General features: G+C 71.5%; 14 protein-coding genes. 8 read left to right on the top strand and 6 right to left on the bottom strand.

Annotation, left to right across the window (positions count from 1 at the left end; all coding sequences use genetic code 11):
• Positions 1–57 precede the first annotated feature (57 nt).
• From G569_RS0121645 to G569_RS50395, 6 genes are all read left to right on the top strand, one after another.
• Positions 58–1,233 carry a LolA family protein gene (locus G569_RS0121645; RefSeq protein WP_157592207.1) on the top strand — a complete coding sequence of 392 codons (1,176 nt, stop codon included), beginning with the start codon at positions 58–60 and terminating at the stop codon, positions 1,231–1,233.
• A complete protein-coding gene (locus tag G569_RS0121640) occupies positions 1,230–2,132 on the top strand; it encodes an ABC transporter ATP-binding protein (protein WP_028064977.1) in 903 nt (300 codons plus the stop codon). Before G569_RS0121645 ends, G569_RS0121640 begins: the two co-directional genes overlap by 4 nt.
• A gap of 17 nt (positions 2,133–2,149) precedes the next feature.
• Positions 2,150–3,007, top strand: a complete 858-nt coding sequence (locus tag G569_RS0121635) for an ABC transporter permease (protein ID WP_028064976.1) — start codon at positions 2,150–2,152, stop codon at positions 3,005–3,007.
• Between the two features lie 57 nt (positions 3,008–3,064).
• Positions 3,065–3,673 (top strand): Bax inhibitor-1/YccA family protein, encoded by a 609-nt coding sequence (locus G569_RS58600; RefSeq protein WP_053226770.1) that lies wholly within the window; start codon positions 3,065–3,067, stop codon positions 3,671–3,673.
• Between the two features lie 73 nt (positions 3,674–3,746).
• Complete coding sequence (locus tag G569_RS61355; RefSeq protein WP_211233047.1) at positions 3,747–4,859, top strand: TDT family transporter; 1,113 nt, start codon at positions 3,747–3,749, stop codon at positions 4,857–4,859.
• On the top strand, positions 4,750–5,592 hold the full coding sequence (locus G569_RS50395) for a LysR family transcriptional regulator (RefSeq protein ID WP_053226769.1): 843 nt from the start codon (positions 4,750–4,752) through the stop codon (positions 5,590–5,592). The genes G569_RS61355 and G569_RS50395 overlap by 110 nt, the downstream gene beginning before the upstream one ends.
• Here the strand turns inward: G569_RS50395 and G569_RS0121615 are convergent.
• The 5 genes from G569_RS0121615 to G569_RS58590 all read right to left on the bottom strand — a co-directional run bounded on the left by G569_RS0121615 (position 5,587) and on the right by G569_RS58590 (position 13,505).
• Positions 5,587–6,534 carry a pyridoxal-phosphate dependent enzyme gene (locus tag G569_RS0121615; RefSeq protein ID WP_211233046.1) on the bottom strand — a complete coding sequence of 316 codons (948 nt, stop codon included), beginning with the start codon at positions 6,532–6,534 and terminating at the stop codon, positions 5,587–5,589. The two genes, G569_RS50395 and G569_RS0121615, sit on opposite strands and share 6 nt — an antisense overlap.
• A 4-nt stretch (positions 6,535–6,538) precedes the next feature.
• The gene (locus G569_RS0121610; protein WP_028064973.1) at positions 6,539–7,129 is read right to left on the bottom strand and encodes a gamma carbonic anhydrase family protein; all 591 of its coding nucleotides are present in this window, start codon (positions 7,127–7,129) and stop codon (positions 6,539–6,541) included.
• Positions 7,129–9,507 carry a sortase domain-containing protein gene (locus tag G569_RS58595; RefSeq protein ID WP_053226768.1) on the bottom strand — a complete coding sequence of 793 codons (2,379 nt, stop codon included), beginning with the start codon at positions 9,505–9,507 and terminating at the stop codon, positions 7,129–7,131. Before G569_RS58595 ends, G569_RS0121610 begins: the two co-directional genes overlap by 1 nt.
• A gap of 39 nt (positions 9,508–9,546) precedes the next feature.
• A complete protein-coding gene (locus G569_RS0121600; RefSeq protein ID WP_028064972.1) occupies positions 9,547–11,745 on the bottom strand; it encodes a 6-bladed beta-propeller in 2,199 nt (732 codons plus the stop codon).
• A 197-nt stretch (positions 11,746–11,942) separates the two neighbouring features.
• On the bottom strand, positions 11,943–13,505 hold the full coding sequence (locus G569_RS58590; protein WP_084285341.1) for an LCP family protein: 1,563 nt from the start codon (positions 13,503–13,505) through the stop codon (positions 11,943–11,945).
• Between the two features lie 155 nt (positions 13,506–13,660).
• Between G569_RS58590 and G569_RS0121590 the strand changes: the two genes are divergently transcribed.
• Entirely contained in the window at positions 13,661–14,962 is a 1,302-nt protein-coding gene (locus G569_RS0121590) for a peptidoglycan-binding protein (protein WP_037498166.1), read from the top strand.
• Positions 14,963–14,967: 5 nt separating this feature from the next.
• Here the strand turns inward: G569_RS0121590 and G569_RS50380 are convergent, their stop codons facing one another.
• Complete coding sequence (locus G569_RS50380) at positions 14,968–16,101, bottom strand: FAD-dependent oxidoreductase (RefSeq protein WP_037498230.1); 1,134 nt, start codon at positions 16,099–16,101, stop codon at positions 14,968–14,970.
• Between the two features lie 137 nt (positions 16,102–16,238).
• On the opposite strand from G569_RS50380, the gene G569_RS0121580 reads away from it, so the two are divergent.
• On the top strand, positions 16,239–17,899 hold a 1,661-nt coding region (locus G569_RS0121580; RefSeq protein ID WP_028064969.1), incomplete at its 3' end, for a methyl-accepting chemotaxis protein.

Below are 17,899 nucleotides of genomic sequence, written 5' to 3'. Positions count from 1 at the left end.
GGCTATATCGGCACTGTCAGAGATCTCTCCAACTCCGCCCGTACAACTGCCTCCACGATGAGAAGACTCCGCACCGCATCCTCCCCCCGCCTGCTGGCGATCGTCGCCGTGCTGGTGGCTGTGGTGGCCGGAGCCGGCATTGCCCAAGCCGCCCTCACGGGCGCGCAGAAGCCCGCTCCCAAGGCCCTCGACCGCGCGATCCTCGACGCCGCCAACGCACCCGCCGTGCAGGGCGTCAGCGCCCGGATCGAGTTCACCAACAACCTGCTCCCCAGCGGCTCGCTGCCGCGCGACACCGCCTCCCCCACGCTGACCGGCGCCACCGGTCGCGTGTGGCTGGCGAACGACGGCCGCGCGCGGCTCGAGCTGCAGTCGACCAACGGCGACGCCCAGATCGTCTCCGACGGCAAGAAGTTCCTGTTCTACGACGCGACCTCGAAAACGGCCTTCACGGGCGCGCTCCCCCAGGACGAGACGCCGCGTACCGCCAAGAAGGAGCCCGCGACCCTCGCCGGCGTCCGTGAAGGCCTTGCCCGTCTCGGCAAGGTGTGGCAGCTGTCCGGCGCGATCCCCAGCGTGACCGGCAACCGCCCGACCTACACCGTGCGGATCGCCCCGAAGGACGACGGCGGGCTGCTCGGCGCCGCCGAGTTGGCCTGGGACGCCACCCGCGGCGTGCCGCTGCGCGCGGCGATCTACGCGCAGGGCTCGCAGGACCCGGTCCTCGAGCTGAAGGCGACCGACGTCGCCTACGGCCCGATCCCGGCCTCGATGATCTCGACCACGCCGCCCGCGGGCGCCAAGGTGACCGAGCTCAACCCGCCGGCGGGCGTCGACCAGCAGGGCAAGCCCGTGCACGTCACCGGCGCCGAGAACGTCCAGAAGCAGCTCGACTTCCAGCTCTCCGCCCCCGCCGAGCTGGCCGGCCTGCCGCGCCGGTCGGTCACCCTCGTCAAGTACGGCTCCGAGAAGGGCGCGCTGGTCACCTACGGCGAGGGCTTCGGCCAGATCCTCGTCTTCCAGCGCAAGGCCGACGGCGAGCAGAAGCCGCTCTTCGGCAACGGCCGCGACGGCGTGACCCTCCCCCAGGTCAATATCGATGGCGCGACCGGGCAGGAGCTGGCGACCGCGCTCGGGACGCTCGTGACGTTCCAGTCGGGCGACGTGAACTACCTCGTCGCCGGCTCGGTCCCGCCCGTCGCCGCCGAGAACGCCGCGCGGGGACTGAAGTGAGCGCGGCGATCGAGGCGCGCGGCCTCGTCAAGCGCTACGGGCCGGTGACCGCCGTCGACCACGTCGACCTGACGGTCCGGGCCGGCGACGTCTACGGCTACCTCGGGCCCAACGGGGCCGGGAAGACGACGTCGCTGCGGATGCTGCTCGGGTTGATCCGGCCCGACGAGGGCTCCGCGGCGCTGTTCGGCCGCGACCCGCTGCTCGAGGGCGCCCGCGCCCTCGACGGGGTGGCGGGGTTCGTCGAGGCGCCGCGCTTCTACCCGTACATGTCGGGGCGCAAGAACCTCGAGCTCGTCGCCGCCCTCGACGGCGGCGACGCGCCTGAACGCATCGACGACGCCTTGGAGACCGTGGACCTCGCGGGCCGCGCGCACGACAAGGTCCGCGGCTACTCGCACGGCATGAAGCAGCGCCTCGGCATCGCCGGGGCGCTGTTGCGCGATCCGAAGCTCCTGCTGCTCGACGAGCCCACGACCGGGCTGGACCCGGCGGGCATGCGCGACATGCGCGCGCTCGTGCACCGGCTGGCCGAGGACGGGCTGACGGTGCTCTTGAGCTCGCACCTGATGGACGAGGTCGAGGATCTCTGCGATCGCGTCGCGATCGTGAGTCGCGGGCGGGTGGTCTACGAGGGCGAGCTGCACGAGCTGATCGCCTCGACCGGCGGGCGCTACACGCTGCGGACGACCGACGACGAGGCCGCGGCGGAGATCGCCTCGCGGGCCTTCGACGTGACCGTGAATGGCGGCGGGATCGAGTTCGCCGCCGAGGAGCGCGAGGTCGCGGCGCTTACCCTGGAGCTGGCGCAGGCGGACATCGGGCTGCTCGCGCTCGTCCCCCGCACCGCGACCTTGGAGGAGCTGTTCTTCCGGATGACCGAGGGGGCCGCCGCGTGAGCGCGCATGCTTCAGAGGTGGCCCGGCCGCGCGAAGTGGCGGCGCAGCACGTCGTGCGACGTCCTGGCGTGCGCACCGTCTACGCGTGGGAGCTGCGCAAGCTGCGCGCGCAGAAGCGCACGTTCATCGGCCTCGGCTGCGCGCTGCTCGTCCCGCTGATCTTCATCACCGCGCTGCTGGCCGACGACTCCGGCCCGGAGGGCATCCCGTTCGCGGACTATGTGCGCGAGTCCGGCGTGGCGATCCCGCTCGTCGGCCTGTACTTCGCCGCGTTCTGGTTCTTCCCGTTGATCACCGCGCTCGTGGCGGGCGACATCGTCGCCAACGAGGACGGCAACGGCACGTTGAAGACGATCTTCACCCGCTCGGTCGACCGCTGGCAGATCTTCGTGGCCAAGGTGCTGGCCGCCTTCACCTATGCGTTCGCCGCGCTGGTGCTCTATGTCGGGATCGGGCTCGTGATCGGCGGTCTGATCTGGGGCTTCGACCCCTTGGTCTCGCTGTCGGGCAACAAGATCTCCACGGAGCGCTCGCTCGTGCTGCTCGGGGCGACCACGCTCACGTACTTCCTGCCGACGATGGCGGTCGCCTCGCTGGCGCTCCTGCTCTCGACCGTCACCCGCAACAGCGCCGCCGCGGTCGTGGCGACCCTGATGCTGTCGCTGATCATGCAGCTGCTGGGGATCATCTCCGCGCTCGACTTCCTGCGCCCCTACCTGCTGCCGACCCAGTTCAACGCGTGGCAGGGCCTCCTGCGCGACCCGATCGACTGGACTCCGGTGATTCGCGCGGCGTGGACGAGCGCGTTGTTCGCCGTGCCCGCTCTGGCCTGGGCTTTCACCCATTTCATCCGGCGCGACGTGACGGGCGGCTGAACTATCCTGTAGTGCATGTCTTTCATTGCGGCCTCATCTTCCGTACGCGCGCGGAGTGTGCCCACGATCATGGGCCAGGTCCTGTTCCTCGTCGGCGCAGCCCTCGGGCTCTGTGCCCTCGGGACCTACCTCGGCCGTGATCTGAGCTTCGGGACCGCGCGGCTGCTGTCGTTCGCCGGCCTCGGCATGCTGCTGGTCCAGAACTTCGTGCGCCCGCTGCGCTACGGCCCGCTGGGCATCGGTTGGCTCGCCGCGCTCGCGGCGCTGATCGGGTTCGGGCTCGGGCCGGTCCTGAACTACTACTTCGAGTCGCAGCCCGGCGTCGTGACCAGCGCCGCCGCGCTGACCGCGCTGACCGTGGTCGGCATGGGCGCGGCCGGCTTCGCCTGGAGCAAGGACGTGTCCGGCTGGGCGCGCCCGCTGTCGTTCATCGTCCTCGGCGCCGTCGTCGTCTCGATCGTGGCGATCTTCGTGGGCGGGATCGGCTCGCTCTCGCCGTTCATCTCACTGATCATCCTCGCCGCCTCGGCGCTGCTGATCCTGGTCGACTTCAACTACGTGCGCAAGCACGCCACCGAGGACGACGTCGTCTGGCTCGCGACGGGCATCTTCGTCTCGATCATCAACATCTTCCTCTCGCTGCTGAACCTGTTCGGCAACCGCTAGTCGTTTCCAGATTGGAAACGAACGCGGCCTGATCCGACTGGGACGTGCCGCCGGGCTCGGGCAAGCTGGCGGCATGGCTCCCAACTGGTACGCGACGGTGATGGGAACGGGCATCGTGGCCAACGCCGCGCTGCTCCTCCCCCACCGCTCCGAGACGCTGCACGACGCGGCGTTCAGCGTCTGGTGCCTCGCCGCGACGCTGCTGGCGGGGCTGGTCGTGGCGACCGCGCTGCGCTGGCGGGAGTTCCTGGCGCACGCGCGCAACCCCGCGATGGTGCCGTTCTACGGCGCGCCGCCGATGGCGCTCATGACCGTCGGCGCCGGCTCGCTGCTGCTCGGCCTGCCGGTCGGGATCGACGTGGTGCTGTGGACCGCGGGCACGCTGACCGGGCTCGCCGCGGCGGTCGCGGTCCCGTACCTGATGTTCACTCGCCACGAGTTCGCGCCCGACAGCGCGTGGGGCGCGTGGCTGATGCCGGTCGTCGCGCCGATGGTGTCGGCGGCGACCGGAGCGGCACTGATCGACCGATTGCCGCCTGGCGAGGCCCGCCTCGACCTGCTGCTCGCCTGCGGGGCGATGTTCGGGCTGAGCCTGCTGGCCGCGTTCGTCGTGATCGCCGTGCTCTGGAACAAGCTGCTGCACCACGGAGTTGGGCCGGCGGCACTGGTCCCGACGCTCTGGATCGTGCTCGGCCCGCTCGGCCAGTCGATCACCGCCGCCAACCTGCTGGCCGACGTCGCCGGCCTCCCGAGCTTCGCCGGCGTGCTCTACGGGATGCCGGTCCTCGGCTTCGCGCTGCTGTGGATGGCAATCGCGGCAGCGATCACGATCCGCACGCCGGGCCTGCGCTTCTCCTTGACGTGGTGGAGCTTCACGTTCCCCGTCGGCACGGTGGTCACCGGAACCAGCGAGCTCGCCCGCCACAGCGGCTCGATCGCGCTCGGGTGGCTCGCCGTCGCGCTCTATGTCTTCCTGGTCGGCGCGTGGCTGACCGCCGCGACCAACACCGCCAGAATGGTCGCCGATGAACGCCACGCCACTCTCCGGGTCAGAGCTCGTGGCGTTCACGGTGGCGATGGAGGTCGGGAGCATCCACGGCGCCGCCGACGCGCTCGACCTGACCGCGTCCGCGGTGACCAAGCGCATCCGCAACCTCGAGAAGCGGCTCGCGGTCACGCTCTTTGAACGCGGGCGGTTCGGGCTGCGAGCGACCGAGGACGCGCGGTTGCTGTACCCGGAGGCCAAGCAGGCGGTCCTGGCGCTCGTGCGGGCGGAGGCGACGATCGCCGACCGCCGGGCCGCGACCGCGAGCGTCCTGTCGCTGGCCGCCAGCCACACGACGGGCGAGTTCCTCCTCCCCGGCTGGCTCGCCGAGTTCCGGCTCGCCCACCCGGGCCTGCGGGCGACGGTCGACATCGTCAACTCGACCGGCGTGCTCGCGCGGCTGCGCGCGGGCGAGGTCGACATCGGCCTCGTCGAGGGTCTCGACCCGCTCGACGAGTTCGAGGCGATCGACGTGTGGCGCGACGAGATCGTGGTCGTCGTCGCCTCCGGCCACCGCTGGGCGCGCCGCACGTCGGTCACCGCCCGCGAGCTCGTCACGGACGCCTATGTGACCCGCGAGTCCGGCTCCGGCACCCGCGCGGTCGCCGCCGCCGCGCTACGCGAGGCCGGCATCGAACTCACCCCCGCCCTGGAGCTCGCGAGCTTTCAGAGCGTCAAGCGCGCGCTCGACGGCGGGAGCTTCACGCTGCTGTCGCGGCTGGCGATCGAGGCCGAGCTGACGGCCGGCACCGTCCACGCGCTGCCGCTGCGCGACGGCGGTCTGCACCGCGAGCTGCGCGCCGTCCGCCGGCGGGGCCGGGCGAGCGCGGCGACGACTGCGTTCTGGGCGTGGCTCGCCGCCGGCCGGTCATGACATCAGTTGCAGGAAGCGGTCGATGGCGATGTTTCCGCCGGAGAGGATCACGCCCACCCGCAGGCCGCGGACGTCGATCAAGCCGGCCAGGATCGCCGCGAGCGCACTCGCTCCGCTCGGCTCGACGACGAGCTTCTGCCGCTCGAACAGGTACCGCATCGCGTCCAGCAGCTGCGGGTCGCTGACGCCGACGACGTCCTCGACCAGCGCCTTCGTGACGGCGAATGTCAGGTGCCCGGGCGCGCGCACCTGCTGACCGTCGGCGATCGTCCGCTGGACATCGATCGGCGCGGGGCGGCCGGCGGCGATCGCCGCGGCCCACTGGCCGACCGCGGCCGGCTCGACGCCGATCACACGGGTGGGAGCCGCGGCGACGGCGCCGCCCGCGATCTGGCCGCCGCCCCCGGCCGGGACCACCACCAGGTCCAGCGGGCCGGCCTCCTCGAGCAGCTCCCGGGTCGAGGTCCCCGCCCCGGCCATGATCAACGGGTCGTCGTAGGGGTGGACCATCGCGAGACCCTCGCGCTCGGCGAACTCCTCCACGATCGTCTCGATGTCATCGGCGTAGCGGTCCCACTCGATCACCCGCGCGCCGTAGCCCTCGGTGGCGGCGCGCTTGGACGCGGGCGCGTCCTGCGGCATGAAGATCGTCGCGCGCGTGCCCGCCAGCGAGGCGGCGATCGCCAGCGCCTGCGCGTGGTTGCCCGACGAGGACGCGACCACGCCGCGGGCGCGTTCGCGCTCCGACAACGACGCGACCTTGTTGTACGCGCCGCGGAACTTGAACGAGCCCCCGCGCTGGAAGGACTCCGCCTTCATGAACACCGTCGCGGCGAGGCGCTCGTCGAGCGCTCGGCTCGTCAGCACCGGCGTGCGGTTCGCCACGTCCTCGAGGCGCCGGGCCGCCGCCGCGACGTCGTCGGGAGAGATCGGCAGGAGCACTGGCCTAGGTCTCGGCGTCGCCGCGGTGGGCGGCGAACCACTCCGCCTGGCCGCGCATCATCGTCGTCGCGTCGGTGCCGCGCGGGATGCCGTAGACGGTGCCGGGGAAGTCGAGCTCGCGCTGGATGGCCCAGATGTCCTCGTGACGGTCGGGCGGGAGGATCTGTGCCGGGTCGCCGACCGCGATCCAGCCGATCGGGACGGTCGATCCGGGGTCGAGCACGGTGTTGACCTGGACGACGCCGTGGATGCGGACCTCGCTGCCCGCGCCCACGCGGGCGCCGGGGAAGAGCGCCGCGCCGGTCGCGATGAAGCACCCGTTCTCGATCCGCACGCCGTTGACGTGGGCGTGCGGGCCGATCAGCACGTCGTCGCCGATGTCCGCCGGGTGCTGCGCTCGCCCGCGGACGAGCGCGTTCTCCATGATCACGCAGCGCGCGCCGACATCCACCCGCCCGTCCTCGGCCGTCAGCACCGCGCCGAACAGGACGCGGCTGTCCGGGCCGATCCGGACGTCGCCGCAGACGATCGCGTTCGGCGCCACGTAGGCGCTCGGATCGACCGTCGGCGACTTCCCCCGATGCGCGAGGAGCATCAGGCCGGGACGGCGGTCACGACGACGTTGTCGCGGTAGTGGCCGATCTTGGCGTCGAACGGGCCGCCGCACGTCACCAGGACGAGCTTCGGCGAGCCGGCGCGGGTGTAGATGTTGGTCGGCAGCTGCGCCTTGCGCATGATCTTGATCGTCGTCACGCGGTACTTGAGGGTCTTGCCACCCTGTTGGACGGTCACGATGTCGCCGCGGCGGGCGCTCTTGAGCGCGTAGAACGCCCCAGCGCCGGCCTTGGCGCTGTCCACGTGGCCGGCGATCAGCGCCGTGCCGGCCTCGTCGCCGGGGGTCGCGCCGTCACGCCACCAACCCACCCGCTTGATGTTCTCGGGGATGCCCAGCGCGCCCGACTTCATGTCGATCCCGATCGCGGAGACCGGAGCGTCGATGCCGAGCCGGGCGAGCTTGACCTTCGACGGGCCGCCCCCGCCCTGGGCGACGTAGGCGACGCTGTCGCCGCGGCCGCCGAGGATGGCCGGCGCGCCGAGCGAGGTCTCGGACTCCACCTGGCACTCCGCCTGATGGGCCGCGACGGTCTCGCTCCCCGCGATCTTCTCGCGGAACACGTAGAAGCCGACCCGCCGCACCGTCGCCTTGGGCGAGGTGTACGTGCCGTCGCCGGCGCTCGCGTCGACCGTGCCCTTCCAGTACGGCGTGCCCGCGCAGTCGATGTCCGCCCGCGACGCGTACGGGCCGAAGAGCTCGACCTCGATCTGCACCGGCGTCTTGCCGAGCCCGGAGACCTTCAGGGTGTCCGAGAGGTCGGAGCCGGGGCGCACCACCGCGTCCGAGACGACCGTCTCGACCTGCGGGGCGGCCTTGGCGATGGTCGTCTCCGACGCCTCGCCGCAGTTGGTGACCACGGCGTCGAAGGCCTCCGTGGCCGCGATCGACTCGCGGTACGTGTAGTAGCCCGCCGCGGTCAGCGCGACCGGGGCGGTCGTGTACGTCCCGTCGCCGGCCGCCGGGAACGTGCCCGTCCAGAACGGCGTGCCCTCGCACTTGATCGCGTCACGGGTCGGGAACGGCCCCCACAGCTCGACGTTGACCGTCGCCGCGAGCTTGCCGAGCCCGGTCACGATCGCCGAGTCGGTGATCTGGGCGCCGGGCGCGGTCTCCTGGGCGGAGACCTGCGTCGTGATCTTGGGGGTGCCGCGGACGATCGTCGTCTCCGACACCTCCGCGCACGCGGTCACGACCCCGGCGATCGTGTCGCTCTCGGCGATCGACTCCCGGTACGTGTAGTAGCCCGGCGTGTCGAGCTTGACCGGCGCCGTGTTGTAGTTCCCGTCGGCCGTCGCCTCGACGGTGCCGGTCCAGACCGGCGTGTCGTCGCACTTGATCGCCTCGCGGGAGGGATACGGGCCGTAGAGCGCGGCCTGGATCGTCGCCCGCTGCCCGGCGAGCCCCTGGACGAGGATCGTGTCGGAGATCTCCGAGCCGGGCGCCGCCGTCTGGGCGCTGATCTGCGTCGCCAGCGTCGGCTGCGCGCGGACCGGCGCCTGGACCGACGCGCTCGGCTTCGCGACCGCCGCCTGGACCAGCCGCTGCGCGTTGCGCACCGACTGCCCCTTGGTCGGGGCGAACAGCGTCGGCAGGACGTCCGGCAGCGACGCCGCGGTCGCGTCGAGGTCGATGCCCTTCGCCGGATCGGTGCCCGTGATCGGCGCCTTTGCGACGCCGCTCGTGCCCGTGTTGACCGAGTCCGGCAGCCCCTCGGCGCCGGTCGCCTTCAAGTCGACATCCACGTTGGGCACGCGGCGCCCGCCCGCCGTCAGCACCTCGACGGTCAGCTGCGCCTCCTGGCCCGCGACCAGCTTGTCCGGGAGCGTCGCCTTGACCTTGTACGGCCCGGCGAAGCGCTCCGCGTCGGACACGACCTTGGCGTAGATCGACTGGCTCGCCGCCGAGAGCGCCTTCGGGTCGGCCTCTCCCGGCGCGCCGTCGCCCATCAACCGGTGCACGTAGACCATCACCGCGGCCTGCTGGGTGGCGTCGTTGGAGCGCCCGTAGCGCCACAGCGCGCGGTTCATCCGGCGCAGGTTCACCGCCGAGATCGCGTCCCCGTCCTTGTTCTTCAGCCCGGACGCGGAACGCTTCTCGTACTCGAACTTCTTCGACGGGTACCAGAACCGCAGGTCGATGCAGAAGGTCCCGCCGGTGACGCCTTCGACCGCGCCGCGGTAGTCGCCGAACCAGCGGATGCCATACCGATAGTTCCGGTAGGACCCCTCCCCAGCGGTGCCGCAGGTGTTGCGGCCGGCCTTCGAGCAGGGATCGTTCTGGTTCGGGGGCTCGGCCGCGCGGGCGACCCCGCCCACGGTGAGGAACAGGGCGAGGAACAACGTCAGACGGCGGACCATTGGCCGGGATTCAACCACCCCAACCGGTCGAGTGAGATTTCAGCCCGTTATGTCAAGTCGCTTCGCGAAGACGGCCACGGGACCGTCGGTCGGCGTGGCGGTGACCCGCACATCTGCCGTGAGACCGCGCCGCTTGCCGAGCGCGCGGCGCAACGTCGCCGCCCCGGACGCGCTCAGCCGCGGGCGGACCGTGACGGTCTTGCCGGCCGCAAGCGGCTGCGAAAGCGTCAACTTCACCGAGCGCTTGGAGCCCGAGCGCGGCTTCAGCGTGACCGTGACGGCCAGCTTGACCGGTGTGTCGCTGTTGACCCGCAGCGGGAACTGCCGGATGCCGAGGATGTTCGCCGTCCGCGTGGCGGTCACGTCGATCACGGGCGGGACCGGACCGGGCTGCGTGTAGAGGATCGGCGCCGGCGGGCTCTGGATCTGCGGCAGCGTGGCGCAGGCGCCGGGCGTCGCCGCCTGGAAGGTCTGGACGCGGTTGTTGTCGGAGTCGCCGACCGTCACCAGCCCGCGGCAGTCGACCGAGATCCCGACCGGCTCGATGAACTGGCCCGGCTGGGTCCCCCACTCGCCGAACGCGGTCACCGGTGTGCCGTCGGGCGTGAACTCCTGCACGCGGTCGTTCCCGCGGTCGGCGACCCAGACGTTTCCGGCCGCGTCCGTGGCGATCCCGCTCGGCGAGCGCAGCTGACCGAGTTTGGAACCGGTCGCGCCGAACTCGGCGACATCGCCGCCGGCGGCGGTCGAGACCGTGATCTTGTTGCGCGCCGAGTCGACCGTGTAGACCCGCGAGCCGTCCGGCGAGACCGCGATGCCGCGCAGCGAGCGGTAGGAGCCGAACGAGCCGAGGTGGGTGCCGGCGGTGGTGAAGCGCACGACGCGGCCGTTGCCCTCGTCGGCGACGTACACCGTCCCGCCCGGCGACACCGCGACCGCTGACGGCGCCAGCAGCTGCCCCGGGTTGCGCCCGCGCGAGCCGATGCTGCGGACGATCCGCCCGGTGCGGTCGAAGACGAGCACGCGCGAGCGCTCCTGGTCGACGACGTAGATCTCGCCGGACGCGTCGAAGGCGACGCCGACCGGGTCCGGCAGCAGCGTCGGCCCGGGCGCGGGAGCGCCGTACATCGACGCCACGCTCCCGTCCGGGTTGAGCAGCACGATCCGCCCGTTGATCGAGTCCGCGACGGCGCGGATCCCGCTCGCGTCGGCGCCCACCCCGAGCGGTTGGATGAATTGCCCGGACGCGCGGCCGTCGATGCCGAACGCGCCCAGCGACGTGCCGCCGACGTCGAAGAGATCGATCCGGTTGCCGCCCGGGTCGGCGATGAAGCTCTTGCCGGACGCGTCGACGGCGATCCCGCGCGGGAACTGCACGTGCCCGGGCTGTGGCCCGAACGAGGCCCAGCGCGCGCGGTACGTGTACGCCGGTGCCGGCCCGTAGCGGACGATCCGGTGGTTGGAGTTGTCGGCGACGTAGACCCGCCCGGACGGGTCGACAGCGACGTCGTACGGGTTCTGCAACTCGTCGGGCTGGTTGCCCTCGCCCGTGCCGACGGTGCGGATGAAGCGCCCGCCCGTGTCGAAGATCGCCAGCCTGTGGTTGAGGTCGTCCGCGACGATCAGCCGCGACTTGCTCACCGCCAGCCCCTGCGGACGCTTCACCCGGCCGGCCGGGACGATCACGACCGGCGACGAGCCGTCGGCGGCGAACCGCTGGATCCGGTCGTTGCGGGTGTCGGCGACGTAGACCGTCCCGTCCGGGCCGAGCGCGATCCCGCCGCCCGCCGGCGCGTCGTTGCCGCCGCCGGCGCCGAAGTGGAACTCCCCGGGTCCGCTGCCGCTGGAGCCGAACTGGCTCAGGAAGGTCCCGTCCGCCGCGAAGCGCAGCACACGGTCGCTGCCGTCGACGACGTAGACCGTGCCGTCGGCCGCGACCGCTACGCCGCCGACCGCGGTCAGTTGCCCCGGCCCGGTGCCGGGCGCGCCGATCTCGCGCTGGAAGGCGCCGTCAGGGCCGAAGACCTGGATCACGTGCGAGAGCTGGTCGCCGACGTAGATCGACCCGTCCGGGCCGAGCGCGGTCGCCTGCGGGAAGCGCAGGACGCCGCCCGATCGCTGGCCGGTGACGCTCGAGGCGGAGTACGGGCACGGGTCGGCGCCGGGGCAGGCCGCGGTCGCGACCCCCGGGGCGAGCAGGATCAGGGCAGCCGCGAGCGCGGCGACGAAGAAGCGCATCGCGACTCCAACCCCGTCGGAGGCGAGAAGTCTCGCTGGGTTCGCCGACGAATGGTCGGTCCGACCGACGTGGTGCAGCCGCCAGTGGCTCGCGACGGCCGCGCTCGCGATGCGGCCCTCTGGGCCGTGAGCAGCGCGGGTGGCGCGAGACGCCGCGGATGTGCCGCGGCGGGCGCACCGTTATTCGGCGGCGGGCCCTAACTATTGAGTCGTCTCAATGACGACGCGATCGCCAACAGCCGCTCGTTGGTGATCTTGCGATCGAGGGTGTTGGTGACGTAGTAGAGCGCCTTCGGCGTGCGCCAGGCGATCTGGCGGATCTTCGACCCGTCGTAGAAGAGCAGCAGCTTCCGGCCGTTGATCTCGCGGACGCGGTCCGGCTGGTCGAAGCCCGGCGGGTTGCGCCAGGTCATCCCCTGGACGCCGTAGTACTCGCCCGGCGCGCCGGCGGAGATGACGATCCGGTACGCGCGCTGGAGCTGGTTGTTCTCGTCGCGCAGCGAGTAGACGCGCGGCGTCTCGTTCGCGTACTGCGAGCCGACGGTCCGCAGCTCGGGGAAGTAGAACGGAAGGTTCTTCAGCTTCGGCGTGGCGATCACCGCCATGTCCTCACCGAGCCGGCGGGCGTTCTCGAGGCCGGTGACCGAGTCGCTCTTCTTGGCCTCCTTCTTGGAGACCTTCTTGACCTTCTTCGTCGGCTTCGGGTTGCTCGTCGCCGCGCTGCCGGTCATGAACTGGTCATAGGCCTTCTGTAGGCGCTCGTTGGAGATGTACAGGCGCGTGTCCGCGGTCGGGTCCTCGGACTCGGTGATGCCGGACGCCAGCGAGATCTGGTTGACGGGCGCGTGATGGATCGCGAGGTAGATCGCGGTCTTGATCATCCCGGCGAGGTTGCGCCGCGACAGGAACTTCTTGTCGAAGCGGAAGTAGCTGCGCATCGTGCCCAGGAACTTCTCGGCGGCGGGGATGCTCTTGAGATCGTCGATCTTGGGCGACAGCGAGGCCTGGCGCAGGAACTCCTGCTGGCGCGCGTTGCGGAAGATGTCCGAGTCCGTGTGGCGGTAGCGGACATACGCCAGCGCGTCCGAGCCGACCAGGCGCTGGTAGCCGGGCTGGATGTCGATCGCCGCGAACCCGGTTCCCTCGGGGTTGTTGTAGTGGCGGTCGACGTCGGCGTAGACGCCGCCGATGTAGTTGACCGCCCGCTGGAAGCCGTTGAAGTTGACGTCGATGACGCTGTTGATCGTCATCGGCGTGCCGGTCGCGTTCCGGAACAGCAGCTTCACCGTGTCCAGGGTGAGCCCGGGGCCGCCCTCGTCGTAGGCCTGGTTGATCTTGGTGTTGTCGGCGTAGCCCGGGATCGTCACCGCGAGGTCGCGCGGCAGCGACATGACCGCGATCCGGTTGCGCTTCGGATCGAGGCGGACCAGCACGATCGTGTCCGAGTGCGGCTGGTCGGCCTGACCGTAGAGCTTGGCGTCGGTCGAGGTCTTCGCGCGGCGGTCCGAGCCGAGCACGAGCAGCGTGCGCGGGCCGCCGGGCTCTACGTCCGGCAGCTCCTTGTCCGGGATCTCCTGGATCGGCGGCGGCGCGGGCGGCTGGCCCGGCGGCACCTCAGGCGGCTGGATCTGCAGATATCCGGCGCCGGCGACCCCCGCGGACGTCGCGATGAAGATGGTGAACACGCCTGCGAGGCCCTTCGCCAGCACGGCGGCGCCAACACGCGGCGGCCGTTCCATGCGGTGGCGGCGCCATGACATTCGCGGAGAAGCGTAACGAGAGGTCCGGAACTTCCGACCGCCTAGCCTGTTGGCAGCGAGTGGTGAACGGACGCCGAACACTTACCGCGGCCGCGGCTCTGCTCGCGCTCGCCGCCCCCGCGCCGGCGAGCGCGGCACGCAAGAAAGCCCCGGAATTGACCCGGATCCGGTGCGTCCCCGCGACCTCGGCGACGTGCAAGGGCGCGATCAAGGTGACGATCGGGCGCCAGCTTCAGATCTCCGGCAAACGCATTTACAAGGGGATGCGCGTCTCCTTCCGCTGGCCGCGCGGCGCGCTGGCCACCAAGCTCGACCACACGCGGGTCGGCTACGTCGCGCGCGTGCCCCCGGGAACGAAGGCGGGCTCGGTCTCGCTGACCGTGTCCGACCGCGCCGGCCGGCGCTCGAACGCGCGCACGATCACGGTGCTCGCGCCGCCGAAGCCGAGCGGCGGGACCGTCGTCCCGCCAGGCGCGCTGCCGGACGTCTTCAGGGGCAACGGGATGTGGATCTGGGAAGTGGGCCGCAGCGAGGGTGGCGACCCCGTCGCGATCGCCAACCGCGCCCGCTCGGCGGGCATCTCGACCGTGTTCGTCAAGAGCTCGGACGGCGGCTCGAGCCGCTGGGCACAGTTCAACCCCACGTTCGTCGCCGCGTTGAAGGCGCAGGGGCTGAAGGTCTGCGCCTGGCAGTTCGTCTACGGCAACGACCCCGCCGGTGAGGCCGCGATGGGCGTCGACGCCGTCGCTTCGGGCGCCGACTGCCTCGTGATCGACGCCGAGTCCCAGTACGAGGGCAAGTACGCGGCGGCGCAGCAGTACGTCGCCGCGCTCCGGGCCGCGGTCGGCCCGGCGTACCCGATCGGGTTGACCTCGTTCCCCTACGTCGACTACCACGCACGGCTCCCCTACTCCGTGTTCCTCGCCCCGGGCGCGGCGCAGGCGAACCTGCCGCAGGTCTACTGGAAGGACATCGGCGGGACCGTCGACGCCGTCTCGGCGCGCACGGTCGCGCAGAACCGGATCTACGGGACGCCGATCGCGCCGCTCGGCCAGACCTACTCCAACCCGCCGGCCGAGGACCTCGCGCGCTTCCGCTCGCTGTGGGCGGCCTACGGCAGCGCGGGTCTGTCGTGGTGGTCCTGGCAGGCGACCGGCGAGGCCGAGTGGGGCGTGCTCGCGTTGCCGCTGGAGCCCGTGCCCGCGCCCCCGCCCGACCCGGGCTGGCCGCCGCTGGCCCAGGGCAACAAGGGCGACCAGGTCGTCTGGCTGCAGCAGCACCTCGCGTCGTTCGACCCGGCCGTGACGGTCACGGCGACCTTCGACGCGGCGACCGACACGGCCCTGCGGAACTTCCAGACGTCCAAGGGCTTGCCGGTGAGCGGCGAGACCGACGCGGCGACGTGGCAGGCGGTCCTGGCGCTGCCGCTCCAGCCCGTGACTTGGACAAAGAAATAGCCTCTTTACATACTGGAGAACGGCCCGGTGGCGATTCCGGCGAGCACGTCCATGGCGCGCCGCCGGAACCACGGCAGCCGTGAGACCGTGAGCATCAGGTGGTCGCGCGGCCAGGCGTAGAGGTCGTTGTCGTTCTGGAACATCGTGTTGAGCGTCCGCGCCGCGAAGCCGTAGAAGCGCGCGTGGGCGTGGCGCGCCGCCTCGAACGCGTCGAGTGAGGCGGCGTCGGCGAGCGCCGCCGCGTCCAGGAGCGCGAGGTTGGCGCCTTGGCCGAGCTGCGGGCTGAAGGCGTGCGCCGCGTCGCCGAGCAGGACGAGCGTGCCGTCGTGCCAGTGCGGGAGCATCACCGTGCGGTAGGAGGCGGGCAGCAGCTCGTCGGTCGAGCGCAGCCCGCCGATCACGTCCTCGGCCATCGGGGCGAGCGACAGCAGGTCGTCGCGGAAGGCGTCGACGCCTGCGGCGCGGACGGCGTCGATCCGGTCCAGCCGGACCGACCAGAAGACCGACACGGCTCGCGTTCCGGTCGGGAGGAACCCGACCATCCGCCGCGCGCCGTCGTAGTACTGGTCCAGGGTGCCGTCGAAGGTGCTCCGCGGGTCGTCGAAGACGCCCCAGAGCGCACCCCAGCGGTGCTCGTGGATGCGGGCGCGGTACGGGAGGAACCGCCGCATCGTCGAGCGGGCGCCGTCGGCGCCGACGATCCGGTCGTACGGGCCGAAGCGGGCACCGCCGGCGTCGATCAGGGTCCGGTCGGCGCGGTGGACGATCTCGACGCCGGGCAGGATCGTCGCCCCCGCCCGCTCCGCCGCGCCGCGCAAAGCGGAGAAGAGGGCGCCGCGGTGCACGCCGAGGCCGTGGACCCCGGCCCCGATCCGCTCGTAGGCGAGATCCATGAAGCGCCGGCCCGCGACCGTCGTGCCGTGCACCTCCGTCACCCGCGTCGCGCCCGCCGTGATCTCGTCGAGCACGCCGAGCCGCTCCAGCACGCCGATCCCGGTCGGCTGCAGCAGCAGCCCGGCGCCGACCGGCCCCGGACTCGGGGCGCGTTCGAGGACCTGGACCTGGTGCCCCGCCTTGGCCAGGAGCGCGGCTGCGGCCAGCCCGGCCGTGCCGGCGCCGACCACGCCGATCTCACTCAAAAAGCTCCCATTTCCGTTAGCGAACTTCTCATTGCCTTTATCTACCGCAGAAGAAGGCCGATGTCATTCGCATGACCTCCATTCGCAATCTTCCGCTCGCCGCAAGGCTTGGAGGCGCCTTCGGTGCACTCTGCCTGATGTTGGCGCTGGTCGCCGTCACCGGCGTGCACTCGATGAACGGCGTGCGTGACGACTCGCAGAACCTGGCCCACCGCCACCTCCGCGTCGCCGAGCTGATCGGCGGGATCCAACAGCGCGCCAAGGACAACATGAGCCTGACCGCGCAGCACCTCTACGTCTACGACGGCGACCTCACCAACCAGGACCGCGTGAACGGCGAGCTCAAGGCCAACTGGGCGGCGAACAAGGCCGACATGCCGAAGCTCGCCGCGCTCGTGAAGGGCACGGACCTCGCCGACGAGTTCGCCGAGTACGCGAAGCTGCGCGACACGTTCGTCGCCGCGCAGAAGCAGGCGGTCGCGCTCTCACGCGCCGAGACCGTGAAGAACGAGGAGGAGCGCGACGCTTCGCGCGGCCTCTACCGCAACAAGTTGCTCGAGGCGGACACCGCGTTCGAGCAGGCCGGCAACAAGCTGATCGCCGCGTCGACCGCCGCCGCCGCGCAGTCGGTGTCCGAGGCCGAGGCCACCGCGTCCAGCGGCACCCGCTTCATCGTGATCATCGCGGTGCTGGCGCTGATCGTCGCGATCGTGCTGGCGCTCTGGGTCACGCGTTCGATCGTGGGCCCGGTCCGCAGGCTCGCGACGGGCATGGAGAGCCTCGACACGCACTGCCTGAGCGACCTCTCCACGAGCCTCGACGCCGTCGCCCAGGGCGATCTGACGATCCCGGTCGTGCCGGTGACGCAGCCGATCGACGTCTCCAGCAAGGACGAGCTCGGCCGCCTGTCGGCCACCTTCAACAACATGCTCGGCAAGGCCCAGCACTCGATCAACGGCTACAACACGATGCGCGGTGAGCTCAGCTCCGTGCTCAGCGAGGTCGCCGAGGGCGCGGGCACGGTGGCGTCGGCGTCGCAGCAGATGGCGTCGACGTCTGAGGAGGCTGGTCGGGCCGTGGGTGAGATCGCGTCTGCGGTCTCTGATGTCGCGCAGGGTGCTGAGCGGCAGGTGCGGATGGTCGAGTCCACGCGTGAGGCCGTGCAGGAGGCCGCTCGCGCCGCGGGCGCCTCGGCCGAGACCGCCACCGCGACGGCGGGTGCGGCCGAGGAGGCGCGCGGTGCGGCCGAGGACGGCGTCCGTGCCGCCACCCAGGCGACGGAGGCGATCCGTGAAGTCGAGCGCTCCAGCGCCCAGGTCGGGACGGCGATGTTGGGGCTGGCGACCAAGTCTGAGCAGATCGGCGGGATCGTGGACACGATCACCGGTCTGGCCGAGCAGACCAACCTGCTCGCGCTCAATGCCGCGATCGAGGCCGCGCGGGCGGGTGAGCAGGGCAAGGGCTTTGCCGTCGTGGCCGAGGAGGTGCGCAAGCTCGCCGAGGAGTCCCAGTCGGCGGCCAGTCAGATCTCGTCGCTGATCGGCGAGATCCAGGCCGAGACCCAGAACGTCGTCACCGTCGTCGAGGAAGGCAATCAGCGCACCGCCGACGGTGTCGCCACCGTCGAGCAGACCCGGGAGGCCTTTGAGGCCATCGGCACCGCGGTCGCCGACGTCACCGACCGCGTCAGCGCGATCGCGACGGCCGTGCACCAGATCAGCGCCGAGGCCACCCGCGCCGAGTCCGACATCACCGAGGTCGCGGCGGTCGCCGAGCAGTCCTCCGCCTCGGCCGAGGA

It is taken from the genome of Solirubrobacter soli DSM 22325, from assembly GCF_000423665.1.
GTDB classification, from domain to species: domain Bacteria; phylum Actinomycetota; class Thermoleophilia; order Solirubrobacterales; family Solirubrobacteraceae; genus Solirubrobacter; species Solirubrobacter soli.
Note: the sequence above shows the minus strand (reverse complement) of the source record. Positions and strands in the feature narration are given on the sequence as shown.

Excerpts from the sequence above, each read along its gene's own strand:
- G569_RS0121645 (WP_157592207.1), top strand. The coding sequence starts at position 58 with ATGAGAAGACTCCGCACCGCATCCTCCCCCCGCCTGCTGGCGATCGTC.
- G569_RS61355 (WP_211233047.1), top strand. The coding sequence starts at position 3,747 with ATGGCTCCCAACTGGTACGCGACGGTGATGGGAACGGGCATCGTGGCC.
- G569_RS50395 (WP_053226769.1), top strand. The coding sequence starts at position 4,750 with ATGGAGGTCGGGAGCATCCACGGCGCCGCCGACGCGCTCGACCTGACC.
- G569_RS0121610 (WP_028064973.1), bottom strand. The coding sequence starts at position 7,129 with ATGCTCCTCGCGCATCGGGGGAAGTCGCCGACGGTCGATCCGAGCGCC.
- G569_RS58595 (WP_053226768.1), bottom strand. The coding sequence starts at position 9,507 with ATGGTCCGCCGTCTGACGTTGTTCCTCGCCCTGTTCCTCACCGTGGGC.
- G569_RS0121600 (WP_028064972.1), bottom strand. The coding sequence starts at position 11,745 with ATGCGCTTCTTCGTCGCCGCGCTCGCGGCTGCCCTGATCCTGCTCGCC.
- G569_RS58590 (WP_084285341.1), bottom strand. The coding sequence starts at position 13,505 with ATGTCATGGCGCCGCCACCGCATGGAACGGCCGCCGCGTGTTGGCGCC.